Below are 13,048 nucleotides of genomic sequence, written 5' to 3' on the forward strand. Positions count from 1 at the left end.
GACTGGTGACTGGTGACTGGTGACTGGTGACTGGTGACTGGTGACTGGTGACTGAAACTAAAGTCCGAGGGCGCTGGCCTGGCCAAAATAGAAAACTCCCGCCACGGCTCCAGTCATCAAAGTGGCTAACGTTGCCCCCCAGAGTGCCTTAAAACCAAGGGCTGAGACCTCGCCACGCCGTTCGGGAACCAAAGCCGAGAGTCCGCCGACAAAGATGCCGTAAGAGGCAAAATGGGCAAAGCCACAAAGAACGTAACTGACAATAATCAGGGTGCGAGGATTGAGCGCTCCGCTTGCGGAAAGCTGTCCTAGGGCAAGATAAGGGGGAATACTGGTTTCAAACAGCCGCCGCCCAATCAGAGAAGAGGCTTGCCAGAGTTCGTTGGGATCGAGAGAAACCCCTGTTAAAGCCGTCAAGGGAAAGAATAAAACCCCAAGGATGTTGGGAATAGTGACAAGCTGAAAGAGTTGTCCGATAGGTTTTAAGAGGGTGTATTCACTCTCGCTCAAAGCCGATAAACTGCCAAACGCGATATCAACCAACTCTAATAAGCCCAGAATCGCAATTAAAACGGCCGCGATCGCTACGGCCATTTTTACCCCGTCCAATGCGCCAACAATTAAGCTATCGACAGGATTGAGTTTGGGAATTGATTCATCTTCTACCTCTTCAGGAATCGTTCCCATGGTTTCCGGTTCTCCGGTTTCCGGGACGAGAAGTTTGGAAATGACAAAACAAGCGGGAATGGTGAGGATGGAAGCAGAGACTAAATGACCGGTAATGGTGGGAAATGTCGGTCTTAATAGTCCGGCATAAAGGGCCAGCACTGAAGAAGCGATCGAACCGAAGCAACTGGTTAAAATCGCGCAGAGTTCGCTGCGGGTCATCTTCGGTAAAAAGGGCTTAACTGCTAATGCCGACTCGATACCGACAAAAATATTAGCCGCCCCCGAGAGGGATTCCGCGCCGCTAATTTTCATCGTCCGTTGAAATATCCAAGCAAAAACCTTGACGATGGGTTGAATAACATTGAGGCGATAGAGCAGGCTGACTAACCCCGCAAAGAAAATGACTTGAGGTAAGGCGCGAAAGGCAAGGATGTAGCCAACACTGAGATTGTCAGGACCGAGACGATCGCCCGGTATGCCCACATAAGCATCCCCGATCGCTCGGGCGAGCCAGCGGCCCGCCGGACCCGGACCGACAGTGAGACTGGGATTGGGAACGATAATGGACTTGTTCCCACCAAATAAAAATCTTGCGCCAGCTTCTGAAGCGTCCAAAACTGGATTGAGGAGATTATTGATAATTTCAACGGCTTGAGAACCGACGACAAAGACAAAGAGACCGATAACGAGTTGCAGTCCGATGCCGAAAACGAGGACATTCCAAGGAATGACCCGGCGGTTTTCCGACCCCAGCCAAGCGATCGCGCACAGCCCAAAGATACCGAAAAATGAAATAATGTTGAGGATTGGATCCACGGGATTTTCCCCTTTTAGATGTTAAAGTTGCTTCCCTTAGCTTTCGTTCATGCCAATAATATCAGGAGTTCGGCCGGATGCAAGCGAAGAATCCCTCCCCTGATAAGCTAGAGATAAAGCAACCCGCGATCGCCGAAGTTATGGAAGCCTTCGATCCCGTTCCCCCTCAGTGGACCCAAAGTGCCACCCACGCCCTGCAATTTTTCTGTCCTCATTGCGGTGCGTCCAACTACCAATCCCAGCGCGTTTGGATCAATCGCCGCGCCCCAGCCATTGATGAAGAGTATCACCGCAAATGGCAAGAGTTCTACCAATGCGAGTGCGATCGAGTTTGGTGGGCATGGAGTAGCGATCGCCCTCCCACGGAATTATCCGAGCGCTACCGAGAAAACCAAGACAATCTCGATCCCGAATTGTAATTTCTTTCGGTTTTGGGGTTTCGGGTTCGTGAACCGCGATAATTTATCTTTCCTCATAACCTATCACCTATTACCCATTACCGATTACCCATTACCCAAACAAAATGCAGTTTTCAAAGATACTTATTGCCAATCGAGGGGAAATCGCTTTACGAATCCTCCGCAGTTGCAAAGAATTAGGCATTGCGACCGTTGCCGTTCATTCAACGATCGATCGCCAAGCCCTACACGTTCAGTTAGCAGATGAAAGCGTTTGTATCGGTCAACCTCCCAGTAACAAAAGTTATCTCAATATTCCTAATATTATTTCGGCGGCTTTAACGCATGATGCGACGGCGATCCATCCCGGTTATGGGTTCTTAGCAGAAAATGCCCGCTTTGCAGAAATTTGCGCGGATCATAAAATTGCTTTTATCGGACCGACTCCCGATGCGATGTTGGCGATGGGGGACAAATCAACGGCGAAAAAGACAATGCAAGGGGCGCAGGTCCCCACGTTACCGGGTAGTGAGGGATTATTGGCCAACGAAAGAGAAGCTCTCTCTTTAGCGAAAAAAATTGGCTATCCCGTAATTCTCAAAGCGACGGCGGGGGGCGGCGGACGAGGAATGCGCTTGGTACGAGATGAAGGGGATTTAGTGCGTCTCTTTCAAGCGGCTCAAGGGGAAGCTGAGGCGGCATTTGGCAATGGGGGAATTTATTTGGAGAAGTTCCTAGATTGTCCCCGTCACGTAGAAATCCAAATTTTAGCGGATTCTTATGGCAACGTCGTTCACTTAGGAGAGCGCGATTGTTCCATTCAGCGCCGCCACCAAAAGCTACTAGAAGAATCTCCCAGTCCCGCACTCACTCCCGAATTGCGAGAAAAAATGGGAGAAGCGGCGGTGAATGCTGCCAAATCCATCGATTATATTGGTGCGGGGACGGTAGAATTTTTAATGGATCGGGGCGGAAATTTCTATTTTATGGAGATGAATACCCGCATTCAGGTGGAACATCCGGTAACGGAAATGGTGACGGGATTGGATTTAATTACCGAACAAATTCGCATTGCTCAAGGGGAAAAGTTACAGGTTAAACAAGAGGATATTGAGTTAAGAGGCCATGCGATCGAATGTCGTATTAATGCGGAAGATCCGACCCATAATTTCCGTCCCCATCCCGGACGAATTAGTGCTTATTTGCCCCCCGGTGGTCCCGGAGTACGAATCGATTCTCATGTGTATACAGATTATGAAATCCCACCTTATTATGATTCGTTAATCGGAAAGTTAATTGTATGGGGACCGAATCGAGATACGGCAATTCGTCGCATGAAACGGGCTTTACAAGAATGCGCGATCGCAGGAATTCCTACGACCATTGATTTTCATGCCAAAATTCTCAATTCTCCGGCATTTTTGGCCGGAGAAGTGTATACGAATTTTATCGAAAAACATATGGATTTAGGTAATCGATAATCAGGAACAGAGATTTGCGATCGCATAACTTAGAAACAAGACAAAAATGCGATCGCCAAGTATCTCGATCGAATAGGTCTCACTCCTTTTTTGTAAAGTTTTGTAAATAATTCTCTATTCAGTGCATAAAAAGAGAATCGATCGCCAGAGGAGACTACAGAACCTCAAAGTTTCAACGCGATCGCCATGACTTCACCCGCTCAAAACTCAGATTTGCACCTTTGTCCGGATCTGCGGGACTATTGGAAACTCGTACAACGGAAAGAAGACAAACAACACTTACTCAAATCAACATCAACTCCTCACGAAATTCCCCTATCTCCTGAAGAAAACTATGCGATCGGGCATTTTACCGGGAAATTTACCGTCCCTCAAATCAAAAAACGCTGTCAGCAAAAATATCCCCAGATTTCCTCTGCTTTTGTCGATCGCTTAATCGCTCGCCTTCTCGATGAAGGAATACTCACGGAAAATATTGTTCAACCTTATATTACCTTAAAACCAGAAGTCGAATGGATCGAACATCCTGCTGGCTATTGGTTATTACGAAATCCCAACGGTACCCCCAAATGGGGTCTGATCCAGAGAAAAATCCCCAATTTAGTTTATCTTTTCTTTAACCAGCATTGTTACCAAGCCATCCAACTCTTACAACAATTTCCTCTCGAAACTGTTAGGCATCAAAACAATTATCCTAATCAACAATTACAACAACAACGGCAAATCCTCGCAGCAACAGGAATGCTAGCCGGCATCGATCCTCCTAAAAAGAGTGGCTTTTCTCTCAATCCTTTACAATTGCTTTATCTGCAAATCCCCTTATTTGACCCCGATACTTTTTTAAATCATCACATCGATCGCCTGCGTTGGATATGGACAAATGCCGCCGGATTTTGTTTGAGTCTATTTCTCACCAGTTGTGCGGTTATCGGTTGGAATCAACGCTTAGAAATTGCTTATGCAGGGGCAAAACTTTGGCAGTCTTACAGTCATTCTCTCATTCTCCCTTTCATTTTTCTCGCACTTTTTGTAGTTGTTATACACGAACTGGGTCACGCTTTTACATTGAAACATTTTGGCGGTACTGTACCGGAAATAGGACTATTATTGATGATGTTATTTCCAGCCGCTTATACGAATACAACTGACTCTTATCGACTTTCCCGAGGCAAGCATTTGCTCGTGGTTGGTGCAGGAGTTCTCATGCAGTTAACCATCGCCGCGATCGCCCTGACGATTTGGAATCTTGCGATTCCGGGTAGTACCCTACAAACAACCAGTTATCTATTGTTAATTTCTGCACTTTTTACCCTTGCGATTAATTTAAATCCCCTTGCTAAATTTGATGGGTATTATTTTCTAGTTGCTTTAACCGGAATCCTTAATTTACGATCGCGATCGCGAGCTTTTTATCTCAATCTCCTCACGAGAAAACCACTCCAAGAACCCAAGAAGACGCGCTGGATTTTAGCACTTTACGGACCATTAAGCATTGTTTATCTTTGGTTTATCTTTGGCTTTTTAATCCTGCGCGTTCTGCAATGGTGTTTGGAGAATCTTCCGCAAATTACCCAAACGATTCTTTTAGTCGGAATTGTCTATTGGCTATTTTCAAAATGCTTTTCATCTTCTCGTTAATCTAGTTTTAAATTACTCAATACGATTATGTCATCTTCTCCTCGTCCCTCTCTTAAAGCCGTTCCTCCCCATAATATTCCCCCAAAACAATCCCCTCCTCTTTCTCAACCCCAGAAAGCACCTCAACCGACAAACCCTCCCGCAGAAATCCCGCGCGATCGCAATTGGTTTCGTCTCGGGGCGATCGCGATAATATTAACGGTAGGAGGATGGTATATTCTCTCTCCCGCCACGATTTATGTCAAAGGAGTGGCTTATTTTGAACCCCATGAAGAACAAATCAGAAATATTTTTCTCGATTTTCCCGGAAAAGTCACAAAATTTTGGGTACGCTATGGGGAAGATGTCGAAAAAGATCAACCCCTTGCCGATGTAGAAGCGATCGCATTGGAAACAGAAATCACGCAAAAAAAGGCACAACTACAAGAAAAACAGGCACAATTAGAAGCCAATAAAATTCAAATTACCATCCTCGCCGCCGAACTCGCCCGAGAGCAAAAAAGAACCGTTATTGCTTATCGTCGCGAGGAAGATTATCGCAGTAAATTCAATCGCGGTGGTAATGCCCCAGAAATTCGTAAATTAATCCAAGAAATTAATGCAGTTGCCACGCGACTCACCAGTATTAGAAGCGAGCGAATAAAACTGATCGAGCAACTAAAAGGAGTACAACAAATCGCCCAAGAATACGATACCGATGCCATGAGACAATTGAGAAGAGATGGAGCAGTGTCTCGTCTTTCTTTAACGAAAGAATTGACCGATCTCCAATCTCGTCAAGTGACCTTACAGGCTCAAATTCAACAACAAGATCAACTTGCTTTAGAAATCCAACATCAAATTAGGGCTAAATCTGCCGAACTGGAATTCCTGCAAGAAAATCGTCAAGAACGCCTCCAAGATCGTCAAGATGAGTTACTCGTTCAAATCACCAATTTAGAACCTCTTCAGCAAAAACTAGCCGCCGCTAAAATGGCGGTAAAAAGTTTAACCCCGATTGTTAAAACTTTAGATACTGAAGTGAAAAAACTAGAAGCACGACATCAAAAAAATACTTTAATTAAATCCCCCCTAACCGGAACAATTATTACGCCGGATTTACCGCAAAAGCTCGGTCAAAAAATAACCGAAGATAAACCCGTTCTTGTCGTTGCCAATCTTGAAGAAATGGTCGCGACGATTGAGATTACCCAAGGGGATGCCGGTTTAGTTAAACAGTTTTTTGGCAAACGCGAATTACCGGTAAAATTGAAACCTCGAGAAATTGAACTTGATTCCTTTAATAGTTTGATTAAAGATATCGAACCTTTATTTGATAGTGATGAATCAGGGCAAAAACAACTCATGCGAGTGAGAGCAACCTTTGATAACCGCGATCGCTTCCTTTCTCCCAATTCTGAAGCCGATGCGTCTATTGCGGTCGAACGTTTACCCCGATATCGGATTTGGTGGCGAGAAATTTGGAAACAATTGCGTCAATATTTTTAACATGCTTTTTAACATTTCCTCATCCCGATCGCCCTCGAATTTTAAAGAAAAACAACAATTGCGATTTGCGCGTTCCCTTGAGGAGTATGGTAAAAAACAGTCAATTTAGCCACAAATACCCATGTCCGAAGCAACCATAGAATCAATCCTACAAGAGCATCGCACCTTTCCTCCTCCTGCAGATTTTGCAGCCAATGCAACCATCAGCAGCATGGAAAAATATAAAGAACTTTATGATAAAGCGGCAACGGATCCCGAAGGCTTTTGGGGAGAACTGGCGGAAACAGAACTGCACTGGTTTGAGAAGTGGGATAAAGTCCTCGACTGGAAACCTCCCTCGGCGAAATGGTTTGTCAACGGCAAATTAAACTTGTCCTATAACTGTTTAGACCGGCATCTGACCACGTGGCGCAAAAACAAAGCCGCCCTCATTTGGGAAGGGGAACCCGGAGATAGTTGCACGCTGACTTATGCCCAACTGCATCGGGAAGTCTGCAAGATGGCCAATGTCTTCAAACAGTTAGGGGTGAAAAAAGGCGATCGCGTGGGTATTTATATGCCCATGATCCCTGAAGCCGCGATCGCCATGTTAGCTTGTACTCGCATCGGTGCGCCCCATAGCGTCATTTTTGGCGGCTTTAGTGCAGAAGCCTTGAAAACGCGCCTATTAGATGCAGAAGCAAAATTAGTCGTAACTGCCGATGGCGGTTTTCGCAAAGATAAAATTATTCCTTTAAAACCTGCCGTTGATGAAGCCCTCGCCGAAAATAGCGTTCCCAGCGTCGAAAATGTCCTCGTGGTGCAGCGTACCAAAGCCGCGATCCACATGGAAGACGGACGCGACCATTGGTGGCACGATCTCGAAAAGGACGCATCTGCCAACTGTCCTGCCGAACCGATGGACAGCGAAGATATGCTCTTCATTCTCTACACAAGCGGCACTACGGGCAAGCCGAAAGGAGTCGTGCATACAACGGGAGGTTACAATCTCTACACTCACATGACGACAAAATGGACGTTCGATCTCAAGGATACGGATGTTTATTGGTGTACGGCGGATGTGGGTTGGATCACGGGACACAGTTACATTGTTTACGGACCTCTCTCCAACGGTGCCACCAGTTTAATGTATGAAGGTGCGCCTCGTGCTTCTAACCCCGGCTGTCTCTGGGATGTGGTGGAAAAATACGGCGTGACCATTTTTTACACGGCACCGACGGCGATCCGGGCGTTCATTAAGATGGGGGAAGATTTACCCAACGCACGAGATCTCTCCTCTCTCCGCATTCTCGGCACCGTTGGCGAACCCATTAACCCCGAGGCATGGATGTGGTATCACCGAGTTATTGGTGGGGAAAAATGCCCCATTGTCGATACTTGGTGGCAAACGGAAACAGGGGGTTTCATGTTAACACCTCTTCCCGGTGCAACCTCCACCAAACCCGGATCGGCGACGTTTCCGTTTCCCGGTATCGTTGCTGATGTTGTCGATCTCGATGGCAACCCTGTGGGAGAAAATGAAGGAGGATATTTGGTTGTCAAACAACCTTGGCCGAGTATGATCCGCACGGTGTATGGAGATGAAGCGCGGTTTCGTCGCACCTATTGGGAACATATTAAACCCAAAGATGGACAGCATTTCTATTTTGCTGGGGATGGGGCGAGGCGAGATCCCGATGGCTATTTCTGGGTCATGGGTCGCGTGGATGATGTCATGAATGTCTCCGGACACCGTTTGGGGACGATGGAGGTGGAGTCTGCTTTAGTGTCTCATCCATCGGTGGCTGAGGCGGCAGTGGTGGGACGACCCAATGAAGTGAAGGGAGAAGAGGTGTTTGCCTTTGTCACTTTAGAGGGAGATTATGAGGGAACAGATGACCTCAAAAGTGAGTTGATGCAGCACGTCGTGCAGGAAATTGGTGCGATCGCGCGACCCGGAGATATTCGTTTTAGCGATGTTCTGCCCAAAACGCGATCGGGTAAAATCATGCGTCGTTTATTGCGGAATTTGGCGGCGGGTCAAGAGGTGGCGGGAGATACGTCTACCTTGGAAGATCGCAGCGTTTTGGATAAATTACGCAGTGGCGGTTAAACAAACAGGCGGGCAAACTTGCCCGTCTATTGTTCTCAACGGAGTTACAATATGGGCAAATATGAAAAACTTCTCCTGCGAATTGTAGAGGGTAGCTCGGATGCAAATATTTCTTTTAATGAATTGTGTCAACTTTTAAAACGCTTGGGATTTGAGGAACGAATTAAGGGCGGACACCACATTTTTAGAAAGGAAAACATCGAAGAAAAACCCAATCTACAAGCTGACGGGAGTAAGGCAAAAGCCTATCAAGTTCGTCAAGTTCGCGCTATTATTATTAAATACGATCTAGGAGTGGATGATGCTGAAATATGAGGTCAATATTTATTGGAGTCAAGAGGATAGAGTTTTTGTTGCCAATGTTCCTGAATTACCGGGCTGTATGGCACACGGTCAAACTCGGGAAATTGCCTTAACTAATATTCAAGAAGCAATGGAATTATGGATCGAAACCGCAAAAGAGTTTGGCGATCGCATTCCCGAAGCTAAAGTCAAAGAATTCTCTTATTCAATTTAATGTCAGATCGATCGCAAGAATATAGAAATAGGAGAAGTTGCGATCGCAACACTCACTCTGATTTTTGACTCCAGTTTTCGCTATATCGATGAGAAATGGGCGATCGATGTTCATTCTCCTGCGATCGTTGTTAAAATTGAGGCAAACGAAGAGACATTAATTTAAGTTAACAATGAGAATTTGCGTACACCAGCACCGAGTGCACCAGGTATAGGCTTAATTTCTGAGTTTAGAGGGACTATATCTAAAATTTCATTGCTTATGAGAGAGCTTTTGTAAACTCTGTAAAACGAAATAGCGAGTGTAATTCCAACTGAAGTTAAGTCTAGATTGCCTAAACCTTCTTCTCTCCAAATATTCATTAAATTATCTGCAAAATCTAGTTTTTCTTTAAATTCTTTCTCTATTATTGGATTATCAAAATTCTCATAAATATCCGAATAATTTTTAAACAACGAAGGATGTAAATTATTAATTATACTATAATATCGAGGACGGCAAAAAGTCATATTGAAATTTCCACAATTGCAGGATTCAATTTGCCGATATACTATTTGAGTTCTCGCGCAACTTAAAAAAGGTTTTACATATTTTTCTAGATAATCATGAAATTCTTCCCAAGATGAAATTGAAATTTCGTGTAAATACTCGTACATAAAAAATCGAAGTGTAATGACTTTTAGCTCATTGACCGTCAACCATTCAGCCTTTTCAATGGCTTGATTGCAGATGATTTTTTGTAGATCGTCATTTTCTTTGATTCTCTTGACTAATATGCTGGATAATAAGTTGTTTGTAGTCTCGTCTCCTTTACAAGCTGCGATTCTGATTGCTTTCGATAAATTATACTGTACGTCTGGATCGGAAAATTTCTCAATTTCCTCTTTAGTAGCTGAAAATAGGTTAAGAGTTTGCCAAAAGTTGTTTGTAAAATCTTCTATATTTTTTCTAGCTATATTTTCAGCTACTCCTTGCAATCTTAAAAAATTCTTCTCAAATAGTTCATAGCACATCAATTTTGTATCTTTTTCGAGATATTCTATTTTGTTTTCAAGATTTTCAAGTCGCTTTGTCATTTCAGTAACAACGCGATCTGAAACTTGATATTGATGTTCTAAAAATTTTTGTTCATGTTCTTGTTTCATTTGTTGCAACTTTTCTACTGTATACACTATTTCATCGTCAGTAATGGTATGATGTTTATGACACAATAAAATCAAATTATCAAAACTAGCTCGTTCTTCATCTGTTTGCCTTGGATTATAACGCTCTCCTCCCTCATTTGCCGCTTCAATATGGCAAACTTCTCCTAAAACTGCTCCACTGTCATCGCATATTTTTTCTTGACATTCAGGAAAAGCACATTGATTTCCCGACAAAGCAAATAATTTTTTAATAGTTTGAGTTGAGGGTGATTTTCTAGCCATTTATTTTTTATTGTATTTTTATTGTAAAATTTCTATTTTGTTGGGTTTATAAAAAACTTTCCCTGATTTTTCGCTAAAATAACTAACCTCATAATTTGGTGAAAGTTCTTGCTGAATTTGCTGCCATAAAGTTAGTCCTTCCTCCTCAAAATCTCGTGCGTCTTCTTCATTCTGAAAACCGAGAGAATTTGCAGGATCGTCCCAATCTAAAGTCTCATCATAACACTTCGCCCATTGATGTAAGCGTTGAATGGTTTCTTCAGTTAAAGGTAAAATTTCCGGTGCAATATCTCCAACAATATCCGACTCGTCCCACCAGAGAGGATCGCAACCATAATCTGCCATTAATTTTATTTTCTTAACCATGCAAACCTCCTATATTTGCTGTCAATCAATTGGGTTGAGTTCGAGGATTTGCGCCGACAATGTATCCATTACTTGCAACTGTCACTGAAATATACTTGATTTCATCCTTAAATCTAAATTCATAAATAGGTCTAGGGTGACGATGCTTTTTGCCTTGATAGCCGATGATTTGCCTTTGAGTGAGAGCAGTTATAATGGCATCGGGAATTTCTTCTGCGCTAATCCCAATACTAACAAATTGCTCTGCCTTCTCTAGAATATGTTGCAAACCGCGACTGCGATCGCCAATTTCTAAAAAGATAATTTTTCCATCCGCTTGTTTAGCAATGCAAACGATCGCCTCTGGATCGTGTTTGATTCCCAATTGCTGAAGTTCGGCAACTAAAGGATTGAGTTCTGAGTCTGAGTCAATCATAAAAGGGAGAGAGAATAATAAGGTGATACCTAATTTAGTCAAGCGATCGCGCTCTCTTATTATTCTTCATTCTCTTATTGACCTAATTCCCGAGACCGATCGCAAGCTGCCTTGACTGCTGCGATCGCAGCCGCCCGAAATCCGCCATTTTCCAATGCTGTCACCCCCGCAATAGTGGTGCCTCCCGGACTGGTGACGCGATCTTTGAGTTGTGCGGGATGCAGATCTGTTTCTTGCAATAGCTTTGCCGTCCCTAACACGGTTTGTACTGCCAATTGCGACGCGATCGCCCGAGGCAACCCCGAGGCAACCCCCCCATCTGACAACGCTTCCACCAACAAAGCCACAAAAGCCGGACCCGATCCCGAAAGTCCCGTGACCGCATCCATGAGAGATTCTGGCACCTCAACCACCTCTCCCACGGTGGCAAAAATAGTCTTGGCTTGCTCGATCTGTGCCGGAGAGACTTGAGAACCCGGTGCGATCGCCGTCATTCCTGCCCCCACTGTCGCCGGAGTATTGGGCATGGCACGAATGACCGTACAGTTGGGAAAAGCTGTCTCCATGCGTTTTAACGGCACTCCCGCCAAAATGGAAAGGATCAGTGTTCCCGGTACTTGTTTGGCTGAGGAGAGTCCCGAGGCCACGCGATCGAGAATTTGGGGCTTAATTGCCAATAAAACTGTATTCGCTGCAAAAACAGCTTGATTATTTTCGGTGACTTCAACCCCGTAGGTTTTGCGTAAATAAGCTCGCCGTTGCTGTAGAGGATCGCTAACGACAACTGCATCGGGGGTATAAAGATTTTGAACGAGAAGGCGAGATAAGAGAGCTTCTCCCATTACCCCGCCGCCAATAATACCAAATTGAACTGACACTCTTTTTAATTGAAAGGGAACAAGGAACGGGCATCAAGAAAAGCAACCGTTCCCAGAGATTGGACTGACTCCGAAAGCAAAATTAAGCCTAACTATTGAGCCAAACGGTTAGGATCGAGAGTCCATGCTGGACTCGGAGGGGCTGCTTGGGGACGGGCCGCATTCATCGTTGCGGCGGCCATTTCCTGAACGATTCCCGACTGAGTACTCACTTGGACGCAACTGGGAGTAAAGAGGAAAATACTTTCACCGATGCGCTCTTGATGACCGTCGATCGCATAAGTTCCCCCGGCGACGAAATCAACGGCACGTTGGGCTTCATCGGGGTCGATGACGGTTAAATTTAAAACCACGGATTTGCGTTCCCGCAAGGCTTGAATCACTTGCGGCATTTCTTCAAAAGAGCGGGGTTCAATGACCACAACTTCTGAAATTCCATTAGCGGTTCCGGGCATTCCAATCACGTTACTCCTCGGCGTTGTTGCCGCCATTCCTGTTTCTGGTGGTGTTACTGGGATTCTTTCCCGATTGCGACGAGGGCGTTGACGTTCTTCTTCTACTACGGTCGCATTTTCTTGCTGGTAGAGATTTTGATAGTCATTGCCATCCATATCTTCTTCATAATACTCGTATTCCTCGGATTCGTTGAGGCCTACAAAGTCTTTTAGTTTGGTGAAAATTGTATTCACGACTCGCTCTCCCTAACCCTTAAAATTGAGATTGACAGCAATTTTTCGTATCCCCACAGTAACAAAGTTGGAGAACTTATGCTGCATTGAGGGGATTTTTATTTTATCAGGGAGTGGGAAACAGTCACCAGTCACCAGTCACCAGTCACCAGTCACCAGTCACCAGTCACCAGT

The 13,048-nt window shown here is 44.7% G+C and carries 14 protein-coding genes; 7 read left to right on the top strand and 7 right to left on the bottom strand.

Annotation, left to right across the window (positions count from 1 at the left end; all coding sequences use genetic code 11):
- Positions 1–57: 57 nt before the first annotated feature.
- Positions 58–1,485: a NupC/NupG family nucleoside CNT transporter gene (locus tag AC6RV6_RS29290; protein ID WP_500244407.1), complete on the bottom strand. Its 1,428-nt coding sequence runs from the start codon at positions 1,483–1,485 to the stop codon at positions 58–60.
- 77 nt (positions 1,486–1,562) lie between these two features.
- Here AC6RV6_RS29290 and AC6RV6_RS29295 point away from each other — a divergent pair, with 77 nt between their 5' ends.
- The 7 genes from AC6RV6_RS29295 to AC6RV6_RS29325 all read left to right on the top strand — a co-directional run bounded on the left by AC6RV6_RS29295 (position 1,563) and on the right by AC6RV6_RS29325 (position 9,099).
- Complete coding sequence (locus AC6RV6_RS29295; RefSeq protein WP_500244408.1) at positions 1,563–1,904, top strand: hypothetical protein; 342 nt, start codon at positions 1,563–1,565, stop codon at positions 1,902–1,904.
- Between the two features lie 104 nt (positions 1,905–2,008).
- The gene (gene accC, locus AC6RV6_RS29300; protein ID WP_500244409.1) at positions 2,009–3,364 is read left to right on the top strand and encodes an acetyl-CoA carboxylase biotin carboxylase subunit; all 1,356 of its coding nucleotides are present in this window, start codon (positions 2,009–2,011) and stop codon (positions 3,362–3,364) included.
- Between the two features lie 186 nt (positions 3,365–3,550).
- The gene (locus AC6RV6_RS29305) at positions 3,551–5,002 is read left to right on the top strand and encodes a hypothetical protein (protein ID WP_500244410.1); all 1,452 of its coding nucleotides are present in this window, start codon (positions 3,551–3,553) and stop codon (positions 5,000–5,002) included.
- A 27-nt stretch (positions 5,003–5,029) separates the two neighbouring features.
- Positions 5,030–6,490, top strand: a complete 1,461-nt coding sequence (locus AC6RV6_RS29310) for an HlyD family secretion protein (RefSeq protein ID WP_500244411.1) — start codon at positions 5,030–5,032, stop codon at positions 6,488–6,490.
- 121 nt (positions 6,491–6,611) lie between these two features.
- Positions 6,612–8,582 carry an acetate--CoA ligase gene (acs, locus tag AC6RV6_RS29315; RefSeq protein WP_500244412.1) on the top strand — a complete coding sequence of 657 codons (1,971 nt, stop codon included), beginning with the start codon at positions 6,612–6,614 and terminating at the stop codon, positions 8,580–8,582.
- A 51-nt stretch (positions 8,583–8,633) separates the two neighbouring features.
- Complete coding sequence (locus AC6RV6_RS29320; protein ID WP_500244413.1) at positions 8,634–8,897, top strand: type II toxin-antitoxin system HicA family toxin; 264 nt, start codon at positions 8,634–8,636, stop codon at positions 8,895–8,897.
- Complete coding sequence (locus AC6RV6_RS29325; RefSeq protein ID WP_500244420.1) at positions 8,884–9,099, top strand: type II toxin-antitoxin system HicB family antitoxin; 216 nt, start codon at positions 8,884–8,886, stop codon at positions 9,097–9,099. Before AC6RV6_RS29320 ends, AC6RV6_RS29325 begins: the two co-directional genes overlap by 14 nt.
- On the opposite strand, the gene AC6RV6_RS29330 is transcribed toward AC6RV6_RS29325, so the two are convergent.
- The 6 genes from AC6RV6_RS29330 to AC6RV6_RS29355 all read right to left on the bottom strand — a co-directional run bounded on the left by AC6RV6_RS29330 (position 9,091) and on the right by AC6RV6_RS29355 (position 12,874).
- Positions 9,091–9,213, bottom strand: a complete 123-nt coding sequence (locus AC6RV6_RS29330) for a hypothetical protein (protein WP_500244414.1) — start codon at positions 9,211–9,213, stop codon at positions 9,091–9,093. The two genes, AC6RV6_RS29325 and AC6RV6_RS29330, sit on opposite strands and share 9 nt — an antisense overlap.
- A 47-nt stretch (positions 9,214–9,260) precedes the next feature.
- A complete protein-coding gene (locus AC6RV6_RS29335) occupies positions 9,261–10,526 on the bottom strand; it encodes an LPO_1073/Vpar_1526 family protein (RefSeq protein WP_500244415.1) in 1,266 nt (421 codons plus the stop codon).
- 18 nt (positions 10,527–10,544) lie between these two features.
- Positions 10,545–10,892, bottom strand: coding sequence for an immunity protein CdiI family protein (locus AC6RV6_RS29340; protein WP_500244416.1), 348 nt, complete (start codon positions 10,890–10,892; stop codon positions 10,545–10,547).
- Between the two features lie 25 nt (positions 10,893–10,917).
- Positions 10,918–11,307, bottom strand: a complete 390-nt coding sequence (locus AC6RV6_RS29345) for a hypothetical protein (RefSeq protein WP_500244417.1) — start codon at positions 11,305–11,307, stop codon at positions 10,918–10,920.
- Between the two features lie 74 nt (positions 11,308–11,381).
- Positions 11,382–12,185, bottom strand: coding sequence for a pyrroline-5-carboxylate reductase (gene proC / locus AC6RV6_RS29350; protein ID WP_500244418.1), 804 nt, complete (start codon positions 12,183–12,185; stop codon positions 11,382–11,384).
- 92 nt (positions 12,186–12,277) lie between these two features.
- A complete protein-coding gene (locus AC6RV6_RS29355) occupies positions 12,278–12,874 on the bottom strand; it encodes a cell division protein SepF (RefSeq protein ID WP_500244419.1) in 597 nt (198 codons plus the stop codon).
- Positions 12,875–13,048: the final 174 nt, after the last annotated feature.

Source organism: Spirulina sp. LEGE 11439 (genome assembly GCF_059821285.1).